General features: G+C 71.2%; 30 protein-coding genes. 22 read left to right on the top strand and 8 right to left on the bottom strand.

Going from position 1 to position 25,580, the window contains the following annotated elements; translation table 11 throughout:
• The 5 genes from DC008_RS16030 to DC008_RS16010 form a co-directional block, all read right to left on the bottom strand.
• Nucleotides 1–1,434: a HAMP domain-containing sensor histidine kinase gene (locus tag DC008_RS16030; protein WP_108707573.1), complete on the bottom strand. Its 1,434-nt coding sequence runs from the start codon at nucleotides 1,432–1,434 to the stop codon at nucleotides 1–3.
• A complete protein-coding gene (locus DC008_RS16025) occupies nucleotides 1,431–2,165 on the bottom strand; it encodes a response regulator transcription factor (protein WP_108707572.1) in 735 nt (244 codons plus the stop codon). Before DC008_RS16025 ends, DC008_RS16030 begins: the two co-directional genes overlap by 4 nt.
• 246 nt (nucleotides 2,166–2,411) lie before the next feature.
• Nucleotides 2,412–3,467 carry a S1C family serine protease gene (locus DC008_RS16020; protein WP_108707571.1) on the bottom strand — a complete coding sequence of 352 codons (1,056 nt, stop codon included), beginning with the start codon at nucleotides 3,465–3,467 and terminating at the stop codon, nucleotides 2,412–2,414.
• Nucleotides 3,468–3,555: 88 nt separating this feature from the next.
• Nucleotides 3,556–4,578 carry a LacI family DNA-binding transcriptional regulator gene (locus DC008_RS16015; protein WP_055624789.1) on the bottom strand — a complete coding sequence of 341 codons (1,023 nt, stop codon included), beginning with the start codon at nucleotides 4,576–4,578 and terminating at the stop codon, nucleotides 3,556–3,558.
• A 104-nt stretch (nucleotides 4,579–4,682) separates the two neighbouring features.
• Complete coding sequence (locus tag DC008_RS16010; protein WP_108707570.1) at nucleotides 4,683–5,462, bottom strand: winged helix-turn-helix transcriptional regulator; 780 nt, start codon at nucleotides 5,460–5,462, stop codon at nucleotides 4,683–4,685.
• A gap of 173 nt (nucleotides 5,463–5,635) precedes the next feature.
• Here DC008_RS16010 and DC008_RS16005 point away from each other — a divergent pair, with 173 nt between their 5' ends.
• The 9 genes from DC008_RS16005 (at nucleotide 5,636) to DC008_RS15970 (ending at nucleotide 11,203) form a co-directional block, all read left to right on the top strand.
• A complete protein-coding gene (locus tag DC008_RS16005; RefSeq protein ID WP_108707569.1) occupies nucleotides 5,636–6,493 on the top strand; it encodes an alpha/beta hydrolase in 858 nt (285 codons plus the stop codon).
• A gap of 37 nt (nucleotides 6,494–6,530) precedes the next feature.
• A complete protein-coding gene (locus tag DC008_RS16000) occupies nucleotides 6,531–6,785 on the top strand; it encodes a MoaD/ThiS family protein (RefSeq protein ID WP_055624786.1) in 255 nt (84 codons plus the stop codon).
• A gap of 2 nt (nucleotides 6,786–6,787) precedes the next feature.
• Entirely contained in the window at nucleotides 6,788–7,900 is a 1,113-nt protein-coding gene (locus DC008_RS15995; protein WP_108707568.1) for a hypothetical protein, read from the top strand.
• Nucleotides 7,901–8,057: 157 nt separating this feature from the next.
• Nucleotides 8,058–8,789, top strand: coding sequence for an LmeA family phospholipid-binding protein (locus tag DC008_RS15990; protein ID WP_108707567.1), 732 nt, complete (start codon nucleotides 8,058–8,060; stop codon nucleotides 8,787–8,789).
• 225 nt (nucleotides 8,790–9,014) lie between these two features.
• Nucleotides 9,015–9,095, top strand: coding sequence for an Ms5788A family Cys-rich leader peptide (locus tag DC008_RS36465; RefSeq protein WP_350751515.1), 81 nt, complete (start codon nucleotides 9,015–9,017; stop codon nucleotides 9,093–9,095).
• Between the two features lie 149 nt (nucleotides 9,096–9,244).
• Nucleotides 9,245–10,090, top strand: coding sequence for a sulfurtransferase (locus DC008_RS15985; protein WP_108707566.1), 846 nt, complete (start codon nucleotides 9,245–9,247; stop codon nucleotides 10,088–10,090).
• Nucleotides 10,091–10,148: 58 nt separating this feature from the next.
• Nucleotides 10,149–10,436, top strand: coding sequence for a DUF1416 domain-containing protein (locus DC008_RS15980; protein ID WP_042174833.1), 288 nt, complete (start codon nucleotides 10,149–10,151; stop codon nucleotides 10,434–10,436).
• 88 nt (nucleotides 10,437–10,524) lie between these two features.
• Nucleotides 10,525–10,785, top strand: coding sequence for a DUF3099 domain-containing protein (locus DC008_RS15975; protein WP_055624782.1), 261 nt, complete (start codon nucleotides 10,525–10,527; stop codon nucleotides 10,783–10,785).
• 10 nt (nucleotides 10,786–10,795) lie between these two features.
• The gene (locus tag DC008_RS15970) at nucleotides 10,796–11,203 is read left to right on the top strand and encodes a VOC family protein (protein WP_108707565.1); all 408 of its coding nucleotides are present in this window, start codon (nucleotides 10,796–10,798) and stop codon (nucleotides 11,201–11,203) included.
• Here the strand turns inward: DC008_RS15970 and DC008_RS15965 are convergent.
• On the bottom strand, nucleotides 11,197–11,559 hold the full coding sequence (locus DC008_RS15965) for a DsrE family protein (RefSeq protein WP_108707564.1): 363 nt from the start codon (nucleotides 11,557–11,559) through the stop codon (nucleotides 11,197–11,199). The genes DC008_RS15970 and DC008_RS15965 overlap by 7 nt on opposite strands.
• Before the next feature lie 100 nt (nucleotides 11,560–11,659).
• Here DC008_RS15965 and DC008_RS15960 point away from each other — a divergent pair, with 100 nt between their 5' ends.
• From DC008_RS15960 to ygfZ, 6 genes are all read left to right on the top strand, one after another.
• On the top strand, nucleotides 11,660–12,532 hold the full coding sequence (locus DC008_RS15960) for a hypothetical protein (RefSeq protein ID WP_108707563.1): 873 nt from the start codon (nucleotides 11,660–11,662) through the stop codon (nucleotides 12,530–12,532).
• Complete coding sequence (locus DC008_RS15955) at nucleotides 12,529–13,377, top strand: hypothetical protein (protein ID WP_235072096.1); 849 nt, start codon at nucleotides 12,529–12,531, stop codon at nucleotides 13,375–13,377. Before DC008_RS15960 ends, DC008_RS15955 begins: the two co-directional genes overlap by 4 nt.
• Nucleotides 13,374–14,279 carry a hypothetical protein gene (locus DC008_RS15950; protein WP_108707562.1) on the top strand — a complete coding sequence of 302 codons (906 nt, stop codon included), beginning with the start codon at nucleotides 13,374–13,376 and terminating at the stop codon, nucleotides 14,277–14,279. The genes DC008_RS15955 and DC008_RS15950 overlap by 4 nt, the downstream gene beginning before the upstream one ends.
• A gap of 241 nt (nucleotides 14,280–14,520) precedes the next feature.
• On the top strand, nucleotides 14,521–15,096 hold the full coding sequence (locus DC008_RS15940; RefSeq protein WP_055624777.1) for a heme-binding beta-barrel domain-containing protein: 576 nt from the start codon (nucleotides 14,521–14,523) through the stop codon (nucleotides 15,094–15,096).
• Between the two features lie 16 nt (nucleotides 15,097–15,112).
• Nucleotides 15,113–15,565, top strand: coding sequence for a Fur family transcriptional regulator (locus DC008_RS15935; protein ID WP_055624776.1), 453 nt, complete (start codon nucleotides 15,113–15,115; stop codon nucleotides 15,563–15,565).
• 9 nt (nucleotides 15,566–15,574) lie between these two features.
• On the top strand, nucleotides 15,575–16,540 hold the full coding sequence (ygfZ, locus tag DC008_RS15930; RefSeq protein ID WP_108707561.1) for a CAF17-like 4Fe-4S cluster assembly/insertion protein YgfZ: 966 nt from the start codon (nucleotides 15,575–15,577) through the stop codon (nucleotides 16,538–16,540).
• Between the two features lie 16 nt (nucleotides 16,541–16,556).
• On the opposite strand, the gene dtd is transcribed toward ygfZ, so the two are convergent.
• Nucleotides 16,557–16,982, bottom strand: coding sequence for a D-aminoacyl-tRNA deacylase (gene dtd / locus DC008_RS15925; protein WP_108707560.1), 426 nt, complete (start codon nucleotides 16,980–16,982; stop codon nucleotides 16,557–16,559).
• A 199-nt stretch (nucleotides 16,983–17,181) separates the two neighbouring features.
• Between dtd and DC008_RS15920 the strand changes: the two genes are divergently transcribed.
• The 3 genes from DC008_RS15920 (at nucleotide 17,182) to DC008_RS15910 (ending at nucleotide 20,390) form a co-directional block, all read left to right on the top strand.
• Entirely contained in the window at nucleotides 17,182–17,805 is a 624-nt protein-coding gene (locus DC008_RS15920; RefSeq protein ID WP_108707559.1) for an RsiG family protein, read from the top strand.
• Between the two features lie 76 nt (nucleotides 17,806–17,881).
• Entirely contained in the window at nucleotides 17,882–19,147 is a 1,266-nt protein-coding gene (locus DC008_RS15915) for a GNAT family N-acetyltransferase (RefSeq protein ID WP_108707558.1), read from the top strand.
• A gap of 331 nt (nucleotides 19,148–19,478) precedes the next feature.
• Nucleotides 19,479–20,390, top strand: coding sequence for a winged helix-turn-helix domain-containing protein (locus tag DC008_RS15910; RefSeq protein ID WP_108707557.1), 912 nt, complete (start codon nucleotides 19,479–19,481; stop codon nucleotides 20,388–20,390).
• Between the two features lie 54 nt (nucleotides 20,391–20,444).
• On the opposite strand, the gene DC008_RS15905 is transcribed toward DC008_RS15910, so the two are convergent.
• Nucleotides 20,445–20,633, bottom strand: a complete 189-nt coding sequence (locus tag DC008_RS15905) for a hypothetical protein (protein ID WP_055624770.1) — start codon at nucleotides 20,631–20,633, stop codon at nucleotides 20,445–20,447.
• 153 nt (nucleotides 20,634–20,786) lie between these two features.
• Between DC008_RS15905 and DC008_RS15900 the strand changes: the two genes are divergently transcribed.
• The 4 genes from DC008_RS15900 (at nucleotide 20,787) to DC008_RS15880 (ending at nucleotide 25,502) form a co-directional block, all read left to right on the top strand.
• Nucleotides 20,787–21,665, top strand: a complete 879-nt coding sequence (locus DC008_RS15900) for a winged helix-turn-helix domain-containing protein (protein ID WP_063885510.1) — start codon at nucleotides 20,787–20,789, stop codon at nucleotides 21,663–21,665.
• Entirely contained in the window at nucleotides 21,665–22,414 is a 750-nt protein-coding gene (locus tag DC008_RS15895) for an HAD family hydrolase (protein ID WP_244221362.1), read from the top strand. Before DC008_RS15900 ends, DC008_RS15895 begins: the two co-directional genes overlap by 1 nt.
• Nucleotides 22,415–22,650: 236 nt before the next feature.
• The gene (locus tag DC008_RS35955; protein ID WP_244221361.1) at nucleotides 22,651–24,489 is read left to right on the top strand and encodes a phosphotransferase; all 1,839 of its coding nucleotides are present in this window, start codon (nucleotides 22,651–22,653) and stop codon (nucleotides 24,487–24,489) included.
• Between the two features lie 83 nt (nucleotides 24,490–24,572).
• On the top strand, nucleotides 24,573–25,502 hold the full coding sequence (locus tag DC008_RS15880; RefSeq protein WP_164492313.1) for an ATP/GTP-binding protein: 930 nt from the start codon (nucleotides 24,573–24,575) through the stop codon (nucleotides 25,500–25,502).
• Nucleotides 25,503–25,580 lie beyond the last annotated feature (78 nt).

Raw genomic sequence — 25,580 nt, 5'->3', positions numbered from 1 at the left:
CTACGGCGTCTCGGGCGGGGGCGTCGGCGCCCCCGGCAGCCGTACCGTCGCCACCGTGCCGCCGCCCTCGGCCCGGGTCAGCGCGACCTCGCCGCCCGACTGCTCGACCGTACGGGCCACGATGGACAGGCCGAGCCCCGAACCGGGCAGCGCCCGCGCGCTCGGGGAGCGCCAGAACCGGTCGAAGACGTACGGCAGTTCGTCGGCGGCGATGCCCGGGCCGTGGTCGCGGACCGTGAGGACACCGTCGGCCAGGTCCACCTCGACCGTGCCGTCCGGCGGGCTGAACTTCACCGCGTTGTCGAGGATGTTGACCACCGCGCGCTCCAGCGCCGCCGGTTCCGCGCGGACATACCAGGGCCGCAGGTCGGCGCTGATCGTCAGCTCGGGGCCGCGCAGCCGCACCCGGCGCAGCGCGGCCTCCACGGTGTCCGTCAGGGAGACCACCTGGACCCGCTCCCCGCGCTGGCCCTGCGGCCGGGACAGCTCCTGGAGGTCGCCGATCAGGGCGGCCAGTTCGGTCATCTGCGCCTTCACCGAGGCGAGCAGCGCCTTGCGGTCCGCCTCCGGGAGGGGCCGGCCCGTCTCCTCGCTGCGGGTGAGCAGTTCGATGTTGGTGCGCAGCGAGGTGAGCGGGGTGCGCAGCTCGTGCCCGGCGTCGGCGATGAGCTGCTGCTGCAGCTCGTGGGAGCTGGCCAGCGAGGACGTCATGGAGTTGAAGGACCGGGACAGCCGGGCGATCTCGTCCTCGGCGTCGTCCTCCACCGGGATGCGGATGCTCAGGTCCTCGGTGCGGGCCACGTGCTCGACGGCCTCGGTCAGCTTGTCCACGGGACGCAGCCCGGCCCGCGCGACCGCGAGCCCGGCCGCCCCGGCGCCGACCACCCCGACCCCGGAGACGAGAAGGAGGATGAGGGCCAGGTCGTTGAGGGTGGCGCGGGTGCTCTTGAGAGGCACCGCGAGCTGGAGGGCGACCCCCTGCCCGTCGGTCGGGTCCACCCCGAGGTACCGGGTCAGCACCCTGACCTGCTCGCCGTCGTCGTCGGTGCCGTCGCGGAAGTGGACCTTGCGCTGGTCGGCACGCCGGATGACGTCCGCGTCGGAGCCGGTGACCTCGACCGTGCCCGGCGAGTTCGGGTCGACGCACGGGGTGCCCCGCTCCTTGATCGCCTGGACGTAGTCGCTGCGGCCCGGGAAGACCTGCGTATTGGCCGGGGGGTCCTGCGTGCACTCCTGCAGGAGCGCCGTGACCGTGCCGGGCCGGCGGGCCATCTCGTTCAGGTCGTCGTTCAGCTGCTCGTACAGCTTCCCCTGCACCAGGAACCAGCACGTCACCGAAACCGCCGCCACCGCGAACGCCACCGCCGCCGCCACCAGCAGCGACAGCCTCGTGCGGATCGGCAGGGCGCGGAAGCGGCGCAGCGCCCTGGTCACTCGGCGCCGCCCTGGCGCAGTACGTACCCCACGCCCCGGACGGTGTGCACGAGTCGCGGCTCGCCGCCCGCCTCCGTCTTGCGGCGCAGATACATGACGTAGACGTCGAGGGAGTTGGACGAGGGCTCGAAGTCGAAGCCCCAGACGGCCTTCAGGATCTGTTCACGTGTCAGGACCTGCCGGGGGTGCGTCAGGAACATCTCCAGCAGCGTGAACTCGGTGCGGGTCAGCTCGACGGGCCGCCCGCCCCGGAAGACCTCCCGGGTCGCGAGGTTCATCCGCAGATCGCCGAAGGCCAGCAGATCACCGTCGTCCGGCCGGCCGGCCCCGGCCGCCGCGTACGAGCTGCGCCGCAGCAGCGCGCGGACCCGGGCGAACAGCTCGTCCAGCTCGAACGGCTTGACGAGGTAGTCGTCGGCGCCCGCGTCCAGCCCGGTGACGCGGTCGCCGACGGTGTCGCGGGCGGTGAGCATCAGGATCGGCGTGGTGTCACCGGAGCCGCGGACGCGCCGGGCGGCGGTCAGGCCGTCCATCCGGGGCATCTGGATGTCCAGGACGATGAGGTCGGGCCGGTAGGCGGCCGCCTTCTCCAGGGCGTCCGCCCCGTCGACCGCGACCTCGGTGGCGTATCCCTCGAAGGCGAGACTGCGCTGGAGGGCTTCACGCACCGCCGGCTCGTCGTCGACGATCAGGATGCGCTGCGGTTCACGGTCGCCGTCGGCGGGGCTCATGGGCTCGGTTTCCTCGGATGCGGTGGGACGGACGGGATTCAGCGGCTGAACGTCTTCAGCCTCGCACGGTTGACGACAGGCCCTAAGGGCTGTCCCGTCATTCCCGGTGGATCGGCGCGCGGCGTCGGATGCGGTGCATCGCAAGGCGGAGGGTCGTCCGCATACTGGATGTATGCGGACGACCCGACAACGCGGCGAGGTGCCGTAGCCGGCGTCGCGCGCCCGCCGGGAATGACGGGACAGCCCTTAACTCTGCGATCCCGCCCGCAGCTTCGCCAGGTCGGCCTTGACCGTGTTCACCGGGATGGCGAAGCCCAGGCCGACGCTGCCGGCGTCGGAGGAGCCCGACCCGGCGGCCGAGTACATCGCCGAGTTGATGCCGATGATGTTCCCGTTCATGTCGATCAGCGCGCCTCCGGAGTTGCCCGGGTTCAGGGACGCGTCCGTCTGGATCGCCTTGTACGTCGTCGTCGACGACCCGGTGTCGCCGTTGAACTCCCGGCCGCCGAACTCGAACGGCCAGCCGCCGTCGGGCTGCTGCTGCCGCTGCCCCTCGTCCGTGGAGACCGTGACGTCGCGGTCGAGCGCGGAGACGATGCCGCTGGTGACCGTGCCGGTCAGTCCCTCGGGCGAGCCGATCGCCACGACCTGGTCGCCGACCTGCACCCCGCCGGAGTCGCCGAGGGTGGCCGCCGTCAGCCCCGACGCCCCCTTGAGCCTGATCAGCGCGAGGTCCTTGCCGCTGTCGGTGCCGACGACCTCGGCGGTGTACTGCTTGCCGTCGTCGGTGCGCACGGTGACCTGGGAGGCGCCGGAGACGACGTGGTTGTTGGTGACGATCTCGCCGTCGCTCGTGATGATCACGCCGGAGCCGGTGGAGGTGCCGGAGTTCGACTGCGCCTTGATCTCGACGATGCTCGGGCTGACGGCCTTGGCGACCCCGGCGACCGTGCCCTTCTGGCTGGACGGGACGACCGTCGTGCCGGTGGGCGCTCCGGTGGCCGCGGTGCCGTCGCGGGTCAGCTCCTGGATGCCGTAGGCGGTGCCGCCGCCGATCGCCGCCGCGACGATCGCGACGGCGGCGAGGAGGGCGACGGGGCGGCCGCGCCTGCGGGTCCGTCCGGCCGGCGGCTGCGCGACCGGCTCGTGGAAGAGAGCGGTGGGCGCCGACCCGCCCTCGGGGTGACCGGCCGGGTAGGCCGGCGGGGGCGGCCATTCCGGGTTCACGGGGGAGGAGGCGTGCTGCTGGGCGCCCGGGTACGGGTGGTCGTCGTCGCCGCTGCGGCGGTAGCTCTCGGTCATACCGTCGAGCGTGGCGCCCGACCATGAGAGCTTCCTGAGCGCGGGCTGAGAAGCCCGGCAGAAGGCCGTATGCCCGATATAAAGACGGTCAGGCGCAGCCGCAGGACTGCCGCTGGACGAGCCGGGACGGGAACACCTTCAGCCGCTCCCGGCGCGAACCCGCGACCCGCAGCCCGTCGTCGAGGACGAGGTCGACCGCGGCGCGCGCCATGGCCGAGCGGTCGGAGGCGACCGTCGTCAGCGGCGGGTCCGCCAGCGCCGCCTCCTTGATGTCGTCGAAGCCGGCGACGGCCAGCTCGCCCGGCACGTCGAGGCGCAGCTCGCGCGCCGCGCGCAGCACACCGATGGCCTGGTCGTCGGTGGAGCAGAAGATCGCGGGGGGCCGGCGCGGCCCGGACAGGATGTCGAGCGCTATGCGATAGGCGTCATAGCGGTTGTACGGCGCCTCGAAGAGCCGTCCCTCGGTGGGCAGCCCGGCCTCGGACATCGCCCGCTTCCAGCCCTCGACGTGGTCGGAGACCGGGTCGCCGACCGCGGGGGTCTCCGCGGTGCCACCCATACAGGCGACATACGCGTACCCGTGTTCCAGCAGATGGCGTACGGCGAGCTGGGCGCCGCCCAGGTCGTCGGTGACGACGGCGACGTCGTCGATGGCCTCGGGCCGCTCGTGCAGCAGGACGACCCGGGCGTCCCACGCCTCGATCTCGGCGGCGGCCAGGTCGTTCAGGGCGTGCGAGACGAGGATGAGCCCGGAGACCCGCATCCCGAGGAACGCCCGCAGATAGTGGACCTCGCGCTCGCCGACGTAGTCGGAGTTGCCGACGAGGACCATCTTGCCGCGCTCGGCGGCGGCCCACTCGACGGCGTGCGCCATCTCCCCGAAGAAGGGCTGGCGGGCGTCCGGGACGATCAGGCCTATGAGGTCCGTGCGCCGCGACGCCATCGCCTGGGCGACCCGGTCGGGCCGGTAGCCCAGCTCCTTGATCGCGGCGAGCACGCGCTCGCGGGTGGCCGGGGCGACCGGCCTGGGTCCGTTGTTGATGACATAGCTGACGACGGCGGTCGATGTCCCCGCCAGTCGTGCGACGTCATCGCGAGTCACCTTGGCCACGCGCGGAGTCTACGCGGATGGACCCACTCTGGGCAGGGCGTGCGGGAGCTTCCCGTATGCCGGACAGGACCCGGCCGCGCCGGTGCGCCCCGCCCGGCGGGCCGTCAGGCGTCGGCGCGGAGCTCGGTGGCGTCCAGGGCGGCCGCGGTGTCCGTATCCACCGGCTTTGCCCGCCCCGAAGCGGCCTTCGGCTCCTCGGCGGAGCGCTCCGGCTTCTCCGGGGTAACGAATCGGTAACCGACGTTGCGGACGGTGCCGATCAGCGACTCGTGCTCGGGGCCGAGCTTCGCGCGCAGCCGCCGTACGTGCACGTCGACCGTCCGGGTGCCGCCGAAGTAGTCGTAGCCCCAGACCTCCTGGAGGAGCTGGGCGCGGGTGAAGACACGTCCCGGGTGCTGGGCGAGGTACTTCAGCAGCTCGAACTCCTTGAAGGTCAGGTCGAGGACCCGGCCCTTCAGTTTCGCGCTGTAGGTGGCCTCGTCCACGGACAGGTCGCCGTTGCGGATCTCCATGGGGGAGTCGTCGTTGACGATCTGCTGGCGTCCCATGGCGAGCCGCAGCCGGGCCTCGACCTCGGCCGGGCCCGCGGTGTCGAGCAGGACGTCGTCGATGCCCCAGTCGGCGGTGACGGCGGCGAGGCCGCCCTCGGTGACGACGAGGACGAGCGGACAGCCGGGGCCGGTGGAGCGCAGCAGCTGGCACAGGCTGCGCACCTGCGGCAGGTCGCGGCGGCCGTCGACGAGGATGACGTCGGCGCCGGGGGTGTCGACGAGGGCGGGGCCCTCGGCGGGGGCCACGCGCACGTTGTGCAGCAGCAGGCCGAGTGCGGGGAGCACCTCCGTCGACGGCTGGAGGGCGTTGGTCAGGAGCAGCAGAGAACTCATACGTCTGGTTCCTCCTCGGTCCCTGCGAGGACGTGTGCGGTACGGAACTGCTCTGCGATCCCGAAGGCCCCGTACACACCCGCGGTCTCCCGCGTCGTATACAACGCTTCCGAAAGCACAAAAGGACCCGGGGGCAACGCTGCCCGAGTCCTCTGCCCAGCAGAATAGCCCACATGAGCAACGGTCCGGCAGGTCATGTGGCACGATCCACGGTTCGTCCGAATCCCGAGACGGCCCAGGCGGCCGGACCGGGACGTATGCGGACGTTCCTCAGCACCGACGACGGTGTGGCCGTCGATTCCGTATACGACCCGGGCCAGGCCGTATACGAAGAGGGCCGGCCGTCCGGCGACACCCCGGTGTTCGTCGTCGCGCACGGCTTCACGGGCGACGCGGACCGGCCTCACATTCGACGGGTGGCGGGCGTGCTCCGGCGGTACGGCGCGGTCGTCACCTTCTCCTTCCGCGGCCACGGGGCGTCGGGCGGCCGCTCGACGGTCGGCGACCGGGAGGTGCTGGACCTGGCCGCGGCCGTGCGGTGGGCGCGGCGACTCGGGCACGCGCGCGTGGTGACCGTCGGCTTCTCCATGGGCGGCTCGGTGGTCCTGCGCCACGCCGCGCTCCACCGCGACGACGACGCCCGCACGGACGCGGTGGTGGCGGTGAGCGCGCCCGCGCGCTGGTACTACCGGGGCACACCGCTCATGCGCCGGCTGCACTGGATGGTCACCCGCCCCGAGGGCCGGCTGGTGGGCCGCTACGGCTTCCGCGTCCGCATCCACCACCGCGAATGGGACCCGGTGCCGATGTCGCCGGTCGAGGCGGTCCCCAGGATCGCGCCGACACCGCTGCTGATCGTGCACGGCGACCGGGACGGCTACTTCCCCCTCGACCACCCCCGGATGCTGGCCGCCGCGGCCGGTGACCACGCCGATCTCTGGCTGGAGCCCGGCATGGGGCACGCCGAGAACGCGGCGGGCGAGGACCTGCTGGCCCGGATCGGGGACTGGGCCGTCACCCGGTGCGGCTAGCCTGACCGTGTACACAGACGACCGATCGAGGGACGGGATGGCAAAGGTCACGGTGCGCTACTGGGCCGCCGCGAAGGCCGCAGCCGGGGTGGCGGAGGACGCGTTCGACGCGGCCACGCTCGCCGAGGCGCTGGACGCCGTACGCGCGCGGCACCCCGGTGAGCTGGAGCGCGTCCTGCGGCGATGCTCGTTCCTCGTCGACGGTGACCCCGTGGGCACCCGCGGGCATGAGACGGTACGGCTGGCCGACGGCGGCACGGTCGAGGTGCTCCCGCCGTTCGCAGGAGGGTGACGATGACCGACCAGCCGTATCAGGGATACGACGGGTACGACGGGTACGACCCGTACCGGCAGCAGCCGGCGCCCCAGGGGTGGCCGCAGCAGCAGCCGTACGACGACCCGCAGGCGGCCCAGCCGTACACACAGCAGTGGCAGGGGCAGACCTGGGAGACACAGGTCCAGCCCCCGGTGGCCCCGCCCGCCGAGGAGACGGCGTACATGCCGTCCCAGGGAGCCGGCGCGGCCTACGGCGGCCACCAGCAGCCGGGCTGGGGCGGCACGCAGGCCCCCGCCCCGACGCAGACCCCCGCTCCCGCGCAGACGCCGCCCGCCGACGGTTCCGAACCCGGGTACGGGCCCGCGACCGTCGCCGGGAACGCCCGCATCACGGACGCGCAGCGGGCCCGCCTCGAGGGCCGCTCGCCGATCATCGAGCCGGGCGTGCAGCCGGCCGGGCTGACCGCGCTGCTCGGGCTGCTGCTCGCGGGGGCCGCGGCGATCGGGCCGTACGCCCTCGTCGTTCCCCTCGTCGCGCTGCAGGCGGTGACGGCCGCGGGCTGGTTCCGGCTGAACGGCATGTGGCCCGCCCGGCAGGGCATCGCGCTGGCCTTCGCGGGCGCGCTCACGGCGGACGTGGCGCTGCTGGCGTCCGGCCGCACCCCGGCGGCCATCCTCGGCACGCTGGGCGTCTGGGTGCTGCTGGCGCTGGTCCTCCAGCTCCGCTCGCACGCCGACCCGGACGAGCGGATGTACGGCCTGATGGCGACGGTGGCCTCGGCCGCCCTCGCGATCGTCGCGTCCGGCTACCTCGCCGCGCACGGCGACGCGGTGACCGTGGGCGCCGCCTCCGTCGCCGTCGCCGTCCTGGTGCGGGCGCTGCCGACGCCCGCGTCCGTGGCCGCCTCGCTGCTCGCCGCGGCGGGAGCGGGGGCGCTGGCCGGCGCGCTGACCGGCCTGGGGTCGGCGGGCGCCCTGCTCGGCGCCGGTGCCGCCGTGTGCGCGCTGATCGGGCACCGGGTCGCGAGCTACGACTACCCCTCGCGCTTCGTCCACTTCACGGCGGGCGTCGCCCTGCCGCTGGCCGCCGCGGCCCCCGCGGTGTACCTGCTCGGGCGGGCCCTGCTCTGAGGCCGGGGTCCGGGCCGCCGGACGGTCGCGCCTGTCACAGGTGATCGACAATCCGGCGGTCCGGCCGCGCCACGGGGTTAGTCTCACGGCGTGGACGGCCACCCGGCCGTCGGGAACCGTCGTCGTGGACGACCGTCGAGGTGGGGGAAGACCAGCCATGCGAGCCCTGCGCATACTGCTCATCGTCGTGGTGATCCTGGGCGGCCTGTTCGTGCTGGCCGACCGGCTCGCCGTCGGGTTCGCCGAGGACGAGGCCGCCGGGAAGCTCCAGGCCACCGAGAACCTCGCCGCCACCCCGGACGTGTCCATCAAGGGCTTCCCGTTCCTCACCCAGGTCGCCGGCGGCACGCTGGACGACGTCGAGGTCGGCATCAAGGACTACGAGGCCACCGCCGAGGGCGGCACGATCCGCATCGACGACCTCCAGGCGAACATGAAGGGCGTCGAGTTCTCCGGCGACTACAGCTCCGCCACGGCGGCCAGCGCCACCGGCACCGCCTCCATCACCTACGCCGAGCTGCTGAAGACCGCCAAGTCCGAGCAGACGCAGGTCGCGCCCGGTGTCACCGCCCGTGTGGTCGGCCTCTCCGACGGCGGCAACGGCAAGATCAAGGTCTCCGTCGAGGCGACCGTCCTCGGCACCAAGCTGCCCCAGCCGGTCTCCGTCCTCAGCTCGGTCACCGCCGAGGGCGACACCGTGCGGGTGCACGCGGACAAGCTCCCCTCGTTCGGCGGCGCCGACGTCGCCGAGAACCGGGTGCGGACCATCACCGACTTCGAGCAGAAGATCGACGGTCTGCCCGGCGGTATCAAGCTCGACAGCGTCCAGGCCGCGAAGGACGGCGTGGAGATCACGGTGCGGGGTTCGAACGTCCGCCTCGCCGGGTAGGACGGGCCTGGACGAAGCGGACGGCCGGCCTTCCCGGGCCGGACACCGCGCGTCCAAGGGGCGAGACGCCGCCGTCCGCCCCCTAACCACGACCGCCGACACGGACGCCCGGAACCCCTTCCGGAGCGGGGTCGGCGGTCTTCTGGTTTCACATCCCGGACAATCTTGTCTCAGCATGCGACACACCGGTGACATGGCCGCCCGTCCGTCCCTACGATCGAGGCCATGAAGCGACAGGCGGACCTCACGAAGCGGCGGGCAGTAGACCTGTGCCGCGTCGCCGCCATGCTCTGTCGCCCCTTCTGAGCGGACAGGCCGGCTCCGCGCCGGTCCCACCCCCCGCATCCCCGCAGCCCTGACTCGGGCACCCGTGCGCGAACCGGCCGCCTGGCCGGTGCCGAACCGCACGCCCGCACCTTCGCAACGCCCCGCCGCAACTGCCCCGGAGGAGAAACATGAGCCGCAGCGACGTCCTGGTCGACGCCGACTGGCTGGAGCAGCACCTCGACGACGCGAACATCGCGATCGTGGAGGTGGACGAAGACACGTCCGCCTACGAGAAGAACCACATCCGCAACGCGATCCGGATCGACTGGACCAAGGACCTGCAGGACCCGGTCCGCCGCGACTTCGTCGACCAGGAGGGTTTCGAGAAGCTCCTGTCGAAGAAGGGCATCGCCAACGACACGCTGGTGATCCTCTACGGCGGCAACAACAACTGGTTCGCGTCCTACGCCTACTGGTACTTCAAGCTCTACGGCCACGAGAACGTCAAGCTCCTCGACGGCGGCCGCAAGAAGTGGGAGCTGGACGCACGCGAGCTGGTCGCCGGCGACGACGTCCCCGAGCGCCCGGCCACCGACTACAAGGCCAAGCCGCAGAACACCGCGATCCGCGCCTTCCGTGACGACGTCGTGGCTGCCATCGGCTCGCAGAACCTGGTCGACGTCCGGTCGCCCGACGAGTTCTCCGGCAAGCTGCTCGCCCCGGCGCACCTGCCGCAGGAGCAGTCGCAGCGCCCGGGCCACGTCCCGACCGCCGCGAACATCCCGTGGTCGAAGAACGCCAACGACGACGGCACCTTCAAGTCGGACGACGAGCTCAAGGAGCTCTACGCCCAGGAGGACGTCGACCTGGCGAAGGACACCATCGCCTACTGCCGCATCGGTGAGCGTTCCGCGCTGACCTGGTTCGTGCTGCACGAGCTGCTCGGCGTGGAGAACGTCAAGAACTACGACGGCTCCTGGACCGAGTACGGCTCCCTGGTCGGCGTGCCGATCGAGCTCGGCACCGGCAAGTAACCCACCTCAGCGACCCCGACCGGCCTTCCTTCCGGTCAGACCCAACCTGGAGAAAGACATGTGTGGAGCGAAGGCCGGCGGCCCCGACGCCTCGACGATCAAGCCCGGTGAGACCACGATCCAGGGTCATGTGACCCGCGACGGCGAGCCGGTGACGGGCTACGTCCGTCTGCTGGACTCGACCGGCGAGTTCACCGCCGAGGTCCCCACCTCCGCGACGGGCCAGTTCCGCTTCTACGCGGCCGAGGGCACCTGGACCGTCCGCGCGCTGGTGCCGGGCGGGACCGCCGACCGCACGGTCGTCGCCCAGCAGGGCGGCCTGGCCGAGGTCGCGATCGCGGTCTGAGGCAGTACGGACGAAGGGCCGCACCCCGGGGACACCGGGGTGCGGCCCTTCGGCATGCGAGCCCGGCGAGCCGACCTACCCTGGACGTATGTACGCACGGCGGCGTCACCGGTACTTCGCCTTGATGGGGCTCTGCGTCACGCTCTTCGTCCTGGCGTGGGCCGTCGTGCGCCTGTGGTCGGTCCCCGTCGCGGTGGGCATGTGCGTGGTCGCCATGGTGATCCCGCCGCTGGCGGCGATGGTCGCCAACCGGCGCGGCCCCGACGACCGCTGGTGGGACGAGCCCTCCGGGGACCCGCAGTCCGACGAGTGGTGGGACGAGCTGGACGGCAAGAAGAAGCCGCAGTAGAACGGGCCGTATGCCGCCCGCCCGCGTGTCCACCGTCGTGCTGGACGCCCCCGATGCCCATGAACTCGCGCGGTTCTACCGCCGGCTCCTCGGCTATGTGGTGCGGGCCGAGGAGCCGCACTGGGTGCTGATCGGCCCGCCGCCCGGCTCCGAGGGCGTCGCGCTGGCCTTCGAGACCGAACCGGACTACGTACGGCCGATCTGGCCGACGCGCCGCCCGGGCGACCAGCAGATGATGCTCCACCTGGACGTCGAGGTGGACGACCTGGCCGCCGAGACCTCGCGGGCCGTCGAGGCGGGGGCCGCCCTCGCCGCGTACCAGCCGCAGGACGACGTGCGGGTGCTGTTCGACCCGGCGGGCCACCCGTTCTGCCTGTGGACGGAGGCCGGTCGCTGGACGGGGGCCGGGGGTCAGTAGACGAGGGCCTGGGTGCCGTCCGTCATCGCCTCCTGGACGAAGACCTGGGCGCCCGCGATGCGCACGCCCTCGAGCACGTCCTTCTCCGTGATGTCCCGGCGGGCCGCGCACTGGGTGCACAGGGTGACCCGGCCGCCCGCGAGGAGGGAGTCCAGCAGGTCGGGGAGCGGGGCCGCGTGCGGCAGCTCGAACTCGGCGGCCCGGCCCGGCAGGGCGAACCAGGCGGACTCGCCGGTCAGCCACAGGGAGACCTCCACGCCACTGGCCACGGCCACCGCCGCGACCGTGAACGCCTGGGAGCAGCGTTCGGGAGCGTCGGCCCCCGCCGTCACCTTGATCACCAGCTTGTTCGCCATGGCCGAATCGTAATCAAGACCGCTACAACCTGAGGCTTGGGTCATCGGTCTCCTGTGCGCCGCATGTGAAATGCGCACGTCACGCACTGTGGGAGACGTCGTGGAACAACCCGAAAGACCGGGCGAGCCCGAGGGCAAGGCCCCACCCGGCACCGCGCCCGAGCCCGGGCCCGCCGAGCCGGAGACCGCCGCCGAGCCGGCGGCCATCGAGCCGGAGACCGCTGCCGAGCCCGGCGCCGTCGAGCCGGAGACCGCCGCAGCGCCGGTCCGTGCCCGCCGCCGTGGTCGTACGGCGCTGCTGATCGCCGGGGCCGTCGTGCTCGGGCTCGTCGCCGGGACCTGCACCGGATACCTGGTGCAGGCCGACCGCGAGCCCACGAAGCTGCCGCCGCTGTCCCAGCCGACGCTGAAGCAGTCCAAGGGCGAGGCTCCCGAGCCGCTGTCGGCCGCGCGGGACCGGCACGTACGCACCGACGGCGACCTGCGCAAGCTGCTGCTGAAGAAGCCGCGCGGCGCGAAGGACGCCGACTGGTCGTCGGCCGAGGACGGCTGGATGGACCTGGCCTCCTATGCCGAGGCCTTCGAGCGCCCCAAGCCCGCCTTCGCCCATCTCGTGGGCGACGAGTTCCGGCGTGCGGCCGTCGTCGCCTGGGAGCAGGGCCAGACCGCGGTGGAGATCCGGCTCGTCCAGTACCGGCAGGAGGAGTCGATGGCGGCGTCCGAGAGATCGAACGGAGCCCATTACTGGGCGGACGACGACGGCAACCAGTCCTGGCCCGTCCCCGGCACGGAGGAAGGCATGGCGTACGCCTACACGAAGCCGGAGACCAAGCCGGGCTACCTGCCGGAGTACAAAGCGAGAGCCTTCGCCTGGCGCGGTGACATCGAGATGGAGATCTTCGTGAGCTCCACCAAGCCGGTCGGCAAGAAGACCATTCTCGGACTGGCCAAGCGGCAGATGGAGCGGCTGTGAGCGAGGAACGTCCCCTGGACGAGGGCAGCGCCCCCGCCACCGAGAGCCCGGCCGAGACGGCCGCCGAAGAGCAGCCGCCCGCCCGGAAGAGGTGGTCCCGCCGCCGGGTCGCCACCATCGCCGGAGCCGTCGTGGCCGTCGCCGCGATCGTCGCCGGCACCGGCTACACAGTCGTCACCGTGCGTGACGCCGACCGCGACGCCGGGGCGCCGACGTGGAAGTTCCCGTCGGCCGCCGCCGACCGCCCCGCGAAGGCGCCGAAGGCCACCGGCCTCGCCGGGATGCTCGTCCCGTACGGCACGGACAGCTGGGTCCGCGGTCCCGACATGGGCGAGTTCGGCTCGGACGCCCAGCTCACCGGCACCCAGGCGGAGGCCCTGCGCAAGGAGTCGCTGCGCGACCTGCCGCGCTCCCAGCGCCGTGAGCTGGAGAAGCGGATGGACCGCATGCGCCCGAAGGGCGTGGCGATGCGCAGCTACTTCAGCGAGTTCGCCGCCGGCCGCGCCGGAGGGTCCGTCTACGACATCTACGGCGTGAGCGTCATGCTCAGCCGGATGGACAACCGCACGGCCGTTCGGGACATGGTCCGGACCCAGAACGGCCTTCTGACCGCCCTCGACATCTTCCGCAAGGGCCCGGCGGTCAAGGGTCACAAGGACGCCAAGTGCTTCCTGATGCCGAAGGAGCTCAGCGAGGGCACCGACGAGATGTCCTGTTCCGGATACGTCGGGGACGTGCTGGTCACGCTCTCGGCGCAGGGCGCCCGCCCTCTGGACGCCAAGGCCGTCGCGAAGCTCATGAGCACCCAGCTCGACCGCATCGCCGAACCCGGGAAGGCCGTATGACCGAGCAGCAGGCCCGTGCCGTCGAGCCGGGCCCCGAGACGACGCCCGCGGGCGGCCTCGCGACGGCGGAGGCACCGGCGCCCGCACCGGAGCAGACCCCAGCCCCGGAGACCGCCGTCCCCGAGACTCCGGGACCCCCGAAGGACCGCCGGGTCCTGCGGGCCGTCCTGCGCTGGACCGCCGCCGTGGTGGTGTTCGCGGCCGTCGGGGCCGGAACGGCGTACGGGATCACGGGGATGGAACGCACCGAGGTGCCCGGGCTCGCCACCGAGTCGGACGGGCGCTGGGACTACCCCACGCTGACCCGGCCGCCACTGCCGTCGGGCAGCCCCCGGCCGTTCGCCGAGGAGAACGGCGCGGAGGCGCACCACGCCGACCCGCGCGCTCTGCTGCTGCCCGCGCCCGCGGGTGCCGTCGAGGACCGCGCCCTGCGCGGCGAGGACGGCTGGCTGCCGACAGAGGATTTCCTGAAGGAGTTCGCCGACGAGGACGAGCGCGCCGACCTGCGGCAGATGCTCAAGGACGACGGTCTGCGGCACATCGCGGCCCGCGGCTGGACCACCGAGGACGGCACCAGCACCCGGATCTATCTGCTCCGCTTCGACACCTCGGTGATCGTGGACGACCTGGCCGCCCGCATGGCGCCCTTCGGAGCCCCGGGCTACCAGCTGCGCGGCACGGAGACGTCCGTCGCCGACGAGGGCTTCGCGAACCTGCCCTGGCCCGGTGACTTCCCGCGCTGGGCGTACACCGAGTCCAAGCCGTACGGCGCGGAGCAGGTCCGGCAGGCGTACCTGGGCGCAGGTGACGTCCTCGCCGTGATCGTGCAGTCACGGAAGGGCACCGCCGCCTCCGTGCCGTTCCGCCAGACGGTGACCCTGCAGGGCCAGCTGCTCGGCTGATCCCGCGAGGGCGCACCTCACACGAAGGGCCGGTCCCGGGCCGACTAAGCTGGGGACCGGCCCTTGTACGTTCCGCTCAACCTCCGCTCAATCGAGGAGCACCCCGTGGAGATCTTCTTCGAAGCCCTGCTCGTCCTGGTCTGCGTCGGCGTCCTCGCCTTCGCCGGCCTGACCGTGAAGAAGCTGTACCAGGGCCAGCGCTGACCCCCCGTCCCAGACGTACGAGACTTCTGAGCTGCTCATGATCGAGATCCCGTCCGACCTCCACAAGGACCTCGTGCCCCTCGCCTTCCTGCTCGGCAACTGGGCCGGCGCGGGCGTGCACGACTTCCCCGGTTCCGAGAAGTGCAACTTCGGTCAGGAGGTCTCGTTCACGCACGACGGCCGGGACTTCCTGGAGTACCAGTCCCACACCTGGGTGCTCGACACCGAGGGCAACAAGGTGCGCCCGCTGGAGTCCGAGTACGGCTTCTGGCGCATCGACGCCGACCGCAAGGTCGAGGTGACCATGGTCCGCCATGACGGCGTGGTCGAGATCTGGTACGGCGAGATGGCCGACAAGAAGCCCCAGATCGACCTGGTGACCGACGCCGTGGCCCGTACGGCCGCCTCCGGGCCCTACTCCGGCGGCAAGCGCCTGTACGGCTACGTCAAGAGCGACCTCATGTGGGTCGGCGAGAAGCAGACCCCCGAGGTCGAGCTGCGCCCCTACATGTCGGCGCACCTGAAGAAGGTCGTCACCCCCGAGGACGTCGAGCGCTGGGCCAAGGCCCTCCCCGACGACATGCCGGACGACGGCATCGCCTTCTTCAAGTAGTCCTAGACTCTTCGGTGTGGTGAGCACCGACTGGAAGAGCGACCTGAGGCAGCGCGGCTACCGGCTGACGCCGCAGCGCCAGCTTGTCCTCGAAGCCGTGGACACCCTGGAGCACGCGACCCCCGACGCCATCCTCGTGGAAGTGAGGAAGACGGCGTCGGGGGTCAACATTTCCACGGTCTACCGCACCCTGGAGCTGCTGGAGGAGCTGGGCCTGGTCAGCCACGCCCACCTGGGGCACGGCGCCCCCACCTACCACCTGGCCGACCGCCACCACCACATCCACCTGGTCTGCCGGGACTGCGACAACGTCATCGAGGCCGATGTGTCGGTGGCCGCCGAGTTCACCGCCAAGCTGCGCCGCGACTTCGGCTTCGAGACCGACATGAAGCACTTCGCGATCTTCGGCCGGTGCCGGGACTGCGCGGCCCGGGGGACGACCGGGAAGACTTCAACTACCGGGTCGTAGGCTGGACCCATGAAGAGCCCCCTGCTGACCCTGCCCGGCGCCGTGCCCGCCGAGGGCGTGGACGAAGGCGTCGCCGCCCACTACGGCGATCTGTTCCGCGAGCAGCGCGCCCTCGCCGACGGCACCGGCTTCGTCGACCTCTCCCACCGCGGTGTCGTCACCGTCTCCGGCGAGGACCGGCTGACCTGGCTGCACCTGCTGCTCACCCAGCACGTCGCCGACCTGCCGGCGGGCGAGGCCACCGAGGCGCTGATCCTCTCCGCGCACGGCCACATCGAGCACGCCCTGTACCTCGTCGACGACGGCACGACGGTCTGGGCGCACGTCGAGCCCGGCACCCAGGAAGCGCTGATCGCGTACCTGGAGTCGATGAAGTTCTTCTACAAGGTGGAAGTCGCCGACCGAACCGGCGAGTTCGCCGTGGTGCACCTGCCCGCAGGGTCGATCGCCGAGGTCCCCGAGGGCGTCGTCGTCCGCGAGACGGCGTACGGGCGCGATCTGTTCCTGCCCCGCGCGGACCTGGAGTCCTACGCCGAGCAGGCCGGCCCGCCCGCCGGGCTGCTCGCGTACGAGGCGCTCCGCGTCGAGCGGCACCGCCCCCGTCTGGGCTTCGAGACCGACCACCGCACCATCCCGCACGAGCTGGGCTGGATCGGTACGGCCGTGCATCTGCAGAAGGGCTGCTACCGGGGCCAGGAGACGGTCGCCCGGGTCCAGAACCTCGGCAAGCCGCCCCGCCGCCTGGTCTTCCTGCACCTGGACGGCAGCGAGGTGCACCTGCCCGTCGCCGGCACCGAGATCCGCCTCGCGGACGAGGAGCCCGACGGCCGCAAGATCGGTTTCATCACGACCTCGGTCCGCCACCACGAACTGGGCCCGGTCGCCCTCGCCCTGGTCAAGCGCAACGTCCCCGTGGACGCCCGCCTGATCGCGGGCGACACCGCTGCCGCCCAGGAAGTGGTCGTCGAGCCCTGACCGGCAGGGTCCGGGTCTAGATCTCGATCAGCACGGTGAACGGGCCGTCGTTCGTCAGGGACACCCGCATCTTGGCGCCGAAGCGGCCCGTCGCCACCGTCGCGCCCAGCGCGCGCAGGTGCGCGACGACCTCGTCGACGAGCGGCTCGGCGACATCGCCGGGGGCCGCCGCGTTCCAGGTGGGGCGGCGGCCCTTGCGGGCGTCGCCGTAGAGGGTGAACTGGCTGATGACGAGCAGCGGGGCGTCGATGTCGCTGCACGACTTCTCGTCGTCCAGCATGCGGATCGACCAGAGCTTGCGGGCGAGCTGCGCCGCCTTCTCCTTGGTGTCCTCGTGCGTGACGCCGACGAGGACACACAGCCCCTCGCCGGTGATCTCGCCGACCGTCTCGCCGTCCACGACGACGCTCGCGCCGTCCACTCTCTGCACCACAGCTCGCATACGGCCATCATGCCGTGCGTCCGGAGACGGTCGGGCACCGCCCGGTGGGCGACGTCCGCTGTCCCGAAGCCCCCTTCGGGTGCTTCTTTTTGAACAGGTAACCCCCCATCTGGGGCTGTTCGGGGGCTCTCGGTCACTCGGGGGCCGGTCGGGATGGCACGATGCTCCCACACGCCGGTCGAGGGGACGGTTGAGGCACATGAGCACACCGAGTACCGGGCAGCCGCCCGGGGCTGTCGTGCTGGCCCACACGGGCCGGCTGGACAGTCTGCGGCCGCCCACGCAGCGCACCGCCGACGATCCGGGCCCGGGCCCGCACGCACCGCTGCCCCCGGAGCCGCCCGAGCAGGACCTGACCCTTCTCACCCTGCCCGAACTGCGCACACTGCGCCGGGACGCGCAGAGCGACGAGGCCGATCTGAGCTATGTGCGGCGCCTGTTGCAGGGCCGTATCGACATCCTGCGGGCGGAGCTGGCACGCCGGTCCCCGGCGGGCGCCGCCGCCGTCGTGGACCGCCTCCCGGAGATCCTCACCGACGCCCCCGCACGGCACCGCTCGTCGGCCCGCCATGTCACGCTCGGCACCCCGCAGAGCGAGGAGTCGCGGCGGCTGGCGTCCGAGATGCTGGCCGAGGTCGAGCTGTCCGACCTGCGGGCCCGCACCGACGCCGAACTGAGCGCCGCGATGGGGCGCCTGGTCCGCTACGAGCAGCAGGTCTCCCGCCGGCGCCAGCGTCTGCAGCGCACCGCCGACGAGTGCGGTGCGGAGATCACCCGCCGCTACCGCGACGGGGAGGCCCAGGTCGACGACCTGCTGAGCTGACGGCCGAACGGCTCGGGGCGCGTGGGTGCGGGAAAATTCCCGGGACACCTTCCGCGCCCCGACCTACCGTGGCCCCATGAGCCGTTCCGCAGCCCCCAGCGACATCGACATCCGCCCCCTGACCGAGGGCGACGTCCCGGAGTGGAGCCGGGCCATGAGGACCGGGTTCCTTCGCTCGCCGGGGGTCAGCGATGCGGAGGTCGCGGACCGGGAGTCGTACATCGACCCGGCCCGCACGCTCGGTGCCTTCGACGGGGGCCGCTGTGTGGCCACCTTCCGGTCCTTCGCGCAGGAGATCACCGCCGTCGGCGGCGCCGCCGTCTCCGCCGACGCGGTCACCAACGTCACCGTCAGCCCCACCCACCGCCGCCGCGGTCTGCTCAGCCGGATGATGGCCCGGGACCTGACGGCCGCCCGGGAGCGCGGCGACGTCGTCGCGACGCTGATCGCCGCCGAGTACCCGATCTACGGCCGTTTCGGGTTCGGGCCCGCCGCGTGGACGGCCGAGTGGACCGTCGACGTGCTGCGCGCCGGGGTCGACCCCCGGTGGTCGGGGCCTGAGGACGGCGGCCGTATCGAACTGGTCGACCCGGGCGAGGTCCGCAAGGCGGGTCCCGAGCTGTTCGAGCGGGTGCGCCGGGCGCAGCCGGGGGCCGTCGACCGGGACGACCGGTGGTGGCAGGTGAACACCGGCGGGCTGGTGCTGGAGGGGTCCTCGTGGACCGAGCCGTTCTTCGCCGTGTACCGCTCGGCGGACGGCGCGGTCGACGGGCTGGTGTCGTACACGGCGGACGACCGCTGGGGCGACTCCAAGCAGCCCCTCAACACGGCGACCGTGAACTGGCTGATCGCGGCGACCCCGCGGGCCGAGCGCTCCCTGTGGCACTACCTGTGCTCCATCGACTGGATCACCGCGGTGAAGAGCGGCCGGCGGGCCCCCGACGATCTGCTGCCCCTGTATCTGCCCGATCCGCGGGCCGCGCGCATCACGACGCTGGCGGACTGGCTGTGGGTGCGGGTCCTGGACGTCGTACGGGCGCTGGAGGCGCGTACCTATGCCGGGCAGGGCGCGCTGGTGCTGGAGGTCGTGGACGGCTCCGGGCTGTCGGGCGGGCGGTTCCGGCTGGAGGCGGCCGCGGACGGCGCGTCCTGCGCGCCGACCACGGCCGCCGCGGACCTGACCCTCGACGTGGCCGACCTGAGCCGGCTGTGGCTCGGCGACGAGTCCGTCGTACGGCTCGTCGCGCTGGGGCGGGTGCGGGAAGAGCGAGCGGGCGCCGCCCTGACGGCCGACGCCCTGCTGCGTACGTCCAGGCGACCGTGGTGCCCGGACGTCTTCTGAACCTCCTTGCGACGAGGGGGTGACGGGTCCGCTCATCCGTAGCGAGCTGTTCAGTTGTGGCTGTGCGTGCTGCTATGCGGTTGTGGCTGTGCGATCGCTGTTCGGTTGTCGATGTGAAGTTGTGGCTGTGCGGACCGACCGGACTCCCGGCTCCCCTCCGGAAGGGAGCCCAGCTGGTGAACCTGCGGCGACTCATGGCCAACTCCTTGAAGCTTGACCATGTCGCTGAAGTTGGCGACCAACTTCACTGTAGTTATGACCGTCTCGACGCGTCCTATAACCACCATCCGGTGAACTGCCCAAAGATGGCGGGAAGTTGTAATGTTCGGTCGTGGAGCCGAAACACGCCTCCGCCACTGGGCGGAAGAGGTCACAGCGGCCACAGACTTCACACCGGGAGGTGGCCGCGGCGCTGCGTGCCCGGATCACCTCGGGCGAACTGCGGCCGGGCCAGCGCATGCCCACCCAGGCCAAGCTGGCCGACGAGTTCGGCGTCGAGCGCGGAGCCGTCCGGCAGGCCCTGCGCATCCTGCAGTCCGAGCACCTGCTCACCAACGCCTCCAAGGGCGCTCCGGCGACCGTGGCCCCCGAGCCGGGCAGGCCCGTCACCGGCCCGGAAGCCGTGCCGCAGCCCACCATGGTGACCCTCGGACCGCGTATCGCGGCCGCCTTCGCCGCCCCGCACGTCGAGATCGACGCGCTGTGCCTGACCTCGGTCTCGCTCACCCTCGCCATCGGTGAGCCGCTCCGCCGGATCCACGCGGGGCATATGAAACCGGCCAAGGTCGACGTGCGGATCCTGCTGCCCAGCCGGGACATCCCGCTCGCCTTCCCGACGCCGGTGGACGAGGCGTCCGGCGACTTCGACGTCCAGCTGCGCCGGCGCTGGCTCGACCAGCGCAACGCCCAGGGCCAGGTCCTCCGGCACAACCTGCTCGCCCTGCGCTCCACGCACGGCATCGACGTCCAGGTCACCTTCCGCGCGCTGCCGTTCACCCCGCCGGTGAAGCTGTACCTGCTCAACGGCACGGAGGCGCTGTTCGCCTACTACACGCTGACCCGCAGCGAGGTCGAGATCGGGCAGCGTCAGCTGGAGATGTACGACGCCCCGGGCATCCAGTCGACGCTGTTCGCCTTCGAGCAGGGGGCCGGACTGCGCGACACGACGTTCGTGGAGCAGTCGCACGTGTGGTTCAACGCACTGTGGGAGACCATCAGTTCGGAGCTGACGCTCACGACCTGACGGCCTCCCACAGCGTTCGGCCTGCGCCTTTCGACAGTCCCTCGCGCGTACGGCTCACAGGGCCGGGCCCGAGAAGAGGACGGCGAGGACGGCGGCACCGATGGAGCTGACGGCCGGGTTCCTGGCCTTGATGCCTATGGTGAGGAGGAGCAGGCCGATGAGGCCGGTGGCGCCGTACTTCCACTGCAGAAGCTGCTCGACGCCGACGACGAAGACGGCGGAGAGGAGTGCGAGAACGGGCATCGGTGTTTCCCCCTTCGATCTTCCGGGGATGGAAGGATTACTTCCGCCAACTCAACCAACTTGGTGCCAACTCTGAAGAGGTTGTCCCCACTTGGCGCCTACTTTGAAACAAGCTACAAACAACTCCCGCTAGATGGGCACAAGTTGTAGCGTTTGGTCGTGACTCAGGAGAACGTGGCCGTGAACGGCAGCAGGAGACTCTCGCCGCAGGAGATCGCCGACATCCTGCGGGAACGCATCCGCGTCGGGGAACTCAAGGCCGGCGACCGCCTGCCCACGCAGGCCGAGCTCGCCGAGGAGTTCGGCGTGGAGCGCGGCACCGTGCGCCAGGCCCTGCGCGCCCTCCAGGAGGACGGCCTGCTCACCAATGTCAGCAAGGGCAGCCCGCCGCGGATCGCCCTGCCCGCGCCCACCCGGGGCGCTCCCCAGCCGACGATGGTCGGCCTCGCCCCCCGCCTGGCCGAGGCCTTCGCCGCGCCCCACGTCCGCATCGACGTCGTCTGCCACACCTCCGAGACCCTGATGCTCGCCCTCGGCGAACCGCTCCGCCTGATCCACGAGGGTTCGATACGCCCCGAATCCGTCGACGTCCGCGTCCTGCTGCCGTCCCGCACCATCCAGCTCGCCTTCCCGGTCTCCGTGGCCGGCGGCGAGGGCGACGACCCGGTGCACAAGCGGTGGCTGGAGATGCGCAACGCCCAGGCGCGCGTGCTGCGCCACAACCTCCAGGCGCTGCGCTCCACGGTCGGCGTCGACGTCCGCGTCACCTTCCGGGCGCTGCCGTTCACCCCACCGGTGAAGCTGTATCTGCTCAACGGCACGGAGGCGCTGATCGGCTACTACGTCCTCACCGAGCGGCAGGAGGAGTACGAGAGCCGGACCCTGGACATGTACGACGCCCTCGGCTCGACGTCCCTGCTCTTCTCCTTCGTGGAGCAGGCCGGACAGCGGGACGCCGCGTTCGTGCAGGAATCGCAGAAGTGGTTCGACGCCCTCTGGGAAACCATCACGACTGACCTGACACTCTCCTAGTGACTCCTGATACGACGCACACTGAAGCGGTGGCAGCACACCCGGACGCCGAACCCGACGACCTGACGGCCCTGGTCGAGCGCGCGCGGGTGGTGGTGTGGGACTTCGACGGCCCGATCTGCCGGCTCTTCGCAGGGCACAAGGCGGAGGGCGTCGCACGCGACCTGGTGAGCTGGCTCGAGGGACGCGGACTGCACAGCCTGCTGGACGAGGCCGAACGGGAGTCCCTCGACCCGCACGTCGTCCTGCGCGCCGTGAACCGCCGCCACCCGGGCAGCGACCTCGTCGCCGAGCTGGAGGAACGCCTCACCCAGGAGGAGCTGCGCGCCTCCGCCTCCGCGATGCCCACCGCGTACGCCGACGTCCTGATCCACACCTGGGCGGAGATCGGCGCCCGCCTCGCCGTCGCCACGAACAACTCCCCCCGGGTCGTCCGCACCTACCTCACCGGCCGCCGCCTCCTGCACCGCTTCCAGCCCCACATATACGGCCGCACCCAGGACCTCCAGTACCTCAAGCCCCACCCGCACTATCTGAACCGGGCGTTGAGCGCGATGGGTGCGGCGCCGTCCGAGGCCTTGTTCATCGGTGACGCGCCGACGGACTACTCGGCCGCCATGGAGGCCGGCGTTCCGTTCGTGGGCTACGCCCGTGACGAACGCAAGGAGAAGCAACTGCGCCAGGCTGGGGCTGCCCATATCGTCACGGACTTCCTCGATGTGTTGAAGGCCGTACGGCAGTCCGCTTGACGAGCGAGCCGGGGGCCGGCCGACGATGGTCGGCCCTGGGCTCGAAACTCGGTCAGCTGTCCGGAATGCGCCGAACGAGTTGTCCGCGACGTGCCGTCATCAGAACCGGGCACCGGTGGACTGAGCTGTGACCACCGCCTGGACGTGCGCGAATCAGGGTGCGCGACGGTTCATCAGGGCGGAACAGTTATGCACTTGTGCGTAAAACCGTGAGCGTCAGGCGCTAATCTCGGCCAGTGCCTCCTCTGCCACACGGAGCGCGCCTTTCGCTGGCGCACCGCCTTCTGGACTCCCGTCTGCTCCGGGGCGAGGCCGATGTGCTCCAGGGCCACCACAACACCAATTACGTGATCCGGCTGGGACTGCGTCTTGGCCTGGCACTGGGAGCTCCGCCCTTCACCCGTGCCAAGTACCGGGTGCCCCTGAAGACGGTCGAAGTCGTTCCCCGTATCTGGCCGAGCGAGGCCGAGGTACTGGAGGTCGTCTGCAGACATCTGCCGGAGGTGCCGCGCTGCCTCGCTGTGCTCGGCGAATCAGGCGAACGGTCCCTGCACCGGTATCGCAGGGGAGAGGCGCTCAGTGAGCGCAACCCGGCAGGCGCCGTCGACGAGCGATTGATGCGGGAGTTCGCCGCCTTCTTCGTCAGGACCGCCGAGGTACCGGTCGACGAGCTTCCCCCGCTCCCCGCGGACTGGCCCGCCGACGGGGACGGCGACGCCTTCCTGCACTGGCTCGTGAACTTCACCGAGCAACAGGTGTACCGACCCAACCGGGAGCGCTTCGGTGCCCTCTTCGAAGCGCTCGGCATCCCGCATGATGCGATGGCACGGTTCAAGGAGCGCCACCATGGCCTGGCCTCCCGCCCCTTCGCGCTCCTGCACACCGATGTCCATCGCGCGAACATCCTGGTGCACCGCGGGCGTGTGGCGGTGATCGACTGGGAGCTGGCGATGTACGGGGATCCGCTCCATGACCTGGCGACCCATCTCGTCCGTATGGGGTACGAACCGGCGGAGCGCGCGCGTATGGTCGAGCTGTGGACGCGAGCCATGACGGAGGCCGGTCGCACCGACCTCACGGCGGAACTCCAGAAGGACCTCGAGGTCTACCTGGCCTTCGAGTACGCCCAGTCCGTGTACACCGACATCATGCGCCCCGCGCTCGACCTGCTGGCCGACGCCGGTGACCAGCACTTCAAGATGGCCGCAGGCCGGGTGCGACGCGCTCTGGGGCGCGCGCAGCAGCCTCTGCTGCTCGATGACGTGCTGCCTGCGGAGGAGGAGATCGTGGAGGCCCTGAGGACGTGGCACAGCACGGACTCACGTTCCGGTCCAGCCACGACGGTGCGACGGGAGGCGTCGCGCCGGAACCCGTCCGAACTCCGTGCGCTGCGGGCCACGGCGGAGCGGATCTCCCGCGGCCGATGCGTGTTGTTCGACTTCGACGGACCGCTGTGCCGGTTGTTCCCGAACGGGTCGGCCGCCCTCGCGGACGAACTGCGAAAGGTCGTCGCGACACGGGGGGCCATGGCCTCCCTGCCCGCCGACGCGTTGATCTCCGATGACCCTCAGGTCGTACTGCGAGCGGTCGACCTGCACTGCTCCGACGACGCGCTGCTGGCCGCACTCGAAGCGTGTCTCGTCCGGGGCGAGATCGACGCGGCACGGGACGCGCCGGCCACTGAGGGCGCCGTGGACTTCGTGCGGCTGCTGACCAGGGAGCGGGTACGCCTGGCCGTCACCACGAACAACTCGCCGCAAGCCGTGGCGGTATACGTGGACCGGATGGGCCTCGCGAAGAGCTTCGGGGGCCGCATCCATGGCCGTACCGGCGATCCGAAGCGGCTGAAGCCCGACCCGGACTGTCTGCTGCGCGCACTGGGCCAGCTGGGCGCCGACGCGGCGGACGCCGTGATGATCGGGGACACGGCGACGGACCTCGCGGCGGCGGAGGCGGCCGGAGTCTCGTTCATGGGATACGCCTTCGACGAGCAGGCAGCGAAGGTGCTGCGCGAGGCGGGCGCCCCGGTCGTCATCACCAGGTTCGAGGACCTCGCGTCCATGATTCCGTGGTGAGGACGAGGGCCTCTTCCTGAGAGGTCGGATCAGCGGCACCATGAGCGGGTTCGATCCAAGTCGGGGGCTCACAGGGGGAATCGGTGTCGGACACGAGGCCGTCGTGGGGCGGCAGGCTGGCGGCTCGCTGGGGCCGTGCGGAACCCACACTCACGCGGCTATTCCTTGCCGGTGTCTTCGGCGTGGGGCTGGTCGCGCAGTTCGTGAAGCCCGTCGGGGACGCGCTCGCGGACAAGGTCTATCTGGGCGGGGCGCTGGTCACCGTCGTGGGGTACGTGCTCTACGCGGAGGTGCAGAGGCTTAACGGTCGTCTGGACAGCCAGATGCAGAGGCTGCACTCGGGAAGGATCGTCACGCCGAGGGAACTGGAGAGCGAGTTCCAGGAGGCGCTCGAGGGCAGGGACGTCCGGCTGGCGGCGATGGCCTTCACCGGGGAGACACTCGCCGTCCCGCTGAAGAACTTCCTCCAGGACCTGGGTGAGAACAGGCAGCGCAAGGTGAGCATACGAGTCCTGGTGCCCGACTTCAGCCGGCAGATCGAGGTACCGGGTTTCGCGGGCGAGGACGGGAAGATCTCCGACTCGCCGGCTTTCCGCGCGGAACTGAGACGCAAGATCACGGATTACGAGAGAAGCCTGAGGGAGCAGAGGGGCCGGATGGCCGTTGCGAACAAAGGGACCCTGACCGTCGAGTTCCGAGTCCTGCACATGTCGCCCTCTCTTAAGCTCTACTTCATCAACGACCGGGTGTACGAGGGGATCTACGACAAGATCGACCTCCGTCCTGAACCCTGGACCACCGGCGGCCCCGCCCAGCCTGGTTCCGCTCCGGTGGACGGCCGTCTCCTCGACCTCATCGGTTACGACTCCCTCCTGACCCGATGGTCACCGGACGGCGGGGCCCACGACCGCATGATGATCAGGCGTCGTCAGGAGTTTTTCGAGACACTTTGGAACGCAGCACGTGAACTCGCGCCGACAAACCAACCTCCCGCCCAATCAGGCGGGCCCTGAGCTCTGGCTCGGACGTCACGCGGGCATGCGCTTGTTCACAGCGAGCCTGGGAGGGTGTCTACGAGCGCGGAGTACATC

This window comes from Streptomyces nigra (assembly GCF_003074055.1).
In the GTDB taxonomy this organism is placed as follows: Bacteria; Actinomycetota; Actinomycetes; order Streptomycetales; family Streptomycetaceae; genus Streptomyces; species Streptomyces nigra.
This window is presented reverse-complemented; position numbering and strand designations above follow the sequence as displayed.

Coding starts and splice junctions, on each gene's coding strand:
- DC008_RS15950 (WP_108707562.1), top strand. CDS start 13,374: ATGACCGAGCAGCAGGCCCGTGCCGTCGAGCCGGGCCCCGAGACGACG.
- DC008_RS15995 (WP_108707568.1), top strand. CDS start 6,788: ATGACCGACCAGCCGTATCAGGGATACGACGGGTACGACGGGTACGAC.
- DC008_RS16020 (WP_108707571.1), bottom strand. CDS start 3,467: ATGACCGAGAGCTACCGCCGCAGCGGCGACGACGACCACCCGTACCCG.
- DC008_RS15975 (WP_055624782.1), top strand. CDS start 10,525: ATGTACGCACGGCGGCGTCACCGGTACTTCGCCTTGATGGGGCTCTGC.
- DC008_RS15920 (WP_108707559.1), top strand. CDS start 17,182: ATGAGCACACCGAGTACCGGGCAGCCGCCCGGGGCTGTCGTGCTGGCC.
- DC008_RS15940 (WP_055624777.1), top strand. CDS start 14,521: ATGATCGAGATCCCGTCCGACCTCCACAAGGACCTCGTGCCCCTCGCC.
- DC008_RS16010 (WP_108707570.1), bottom strand. CDS start 5,462: ATGAGTTCTCTGCTGCTCCTGACCAACGCCCTCCAGCCGTCGACGGAG.
- DC008_RS16000 (WP_055624786.1), top strand. CDS start 6,531: ATGGCAAAGGTCACGGTGCGCTACTGGGCCGCCGCGAAGGCCGCAGCC.
- DC008_RS16025 (WP_108707572.1), bottom strand. CDS start 2,165: ATGAGCCCCGCCGACGGCGACCGTGAACCGCAGCGCATCCTGATCGTC.
- DC008_RS15985 (WP_108707566.1), top strand. CDS start 9,245: ATGAGCCGCAGCGACGTCCTGGTCGACGCCGACTGGCTGGAGCAGCAC.
- DC008_RS15905 (WP_055624770.1), bottom strand. CDS start 20,633: ATGCCCGTTCTCGCACTCCTCTCCGCCGTCTTCGTCGTCGGCGTCGAG.
- DC008_RS15965 (WP_108707564.1), bottom strand. CDS start 11,559: ATGGCGAACAAGCTGGTGATCAAGGTGACGGCGGGGGCCGACGCTCCC.
- DC008_RS15990 (WP_108707567.1), top strand. CDS start 8,058: ATGCGAGCCCTGCGCATACTGCTCATCGTCGTGGTGATCCTGGGCGGC.
- DC008_RS15915 (WP_108707558.1), top strand. CDS start 17,882: ATGAGCCGTTCCGCAGCCCCCAGCGACATCGACATCCGCCCCCTGACC.
- DC008_RS15970 (WP_108707565.1), top strand. CDS start 10,796: ATGCCGCCCGCCCGCGTGTCCACCGTCGTGCTGGACGCCCCCGATGCC.
- dtd (WP_108707560.1), bottom strand. CDS start 16,982: ATGCGAGCTGTGGTGCAGAGAGTGGACGGCGCGAGCGTCGTCGTGGAC.
- DC008_RS16005 (WP_108707569.1), top strand. CDS start 5,636: ATGAGCAACGGTCCGGCAGGTCATGTGGCACGATCCACGGTTCGTCCG.
- DC008_RS15980 (WP_042174833.1), top strand. CDS start 10,149: ATGTGTGGAGCGAAGGCCGGCGGCCCCGACGCCTCGACGATCAAGCCC.
- DC008_RS36465 (WP_350751515.1), top strand. CDS start 9,015: ATGAAGCGACAGGCGGACCTCACGAAGCGGCGGGCAGTAGACCTGTGC.
- ygfZ (WP_108707561.1), top strand. CDS start 15,575: ATGAAGAGCCCCCTGCTGACCCTGCCCGGCGCCGTGCCCGCCGAGGGC.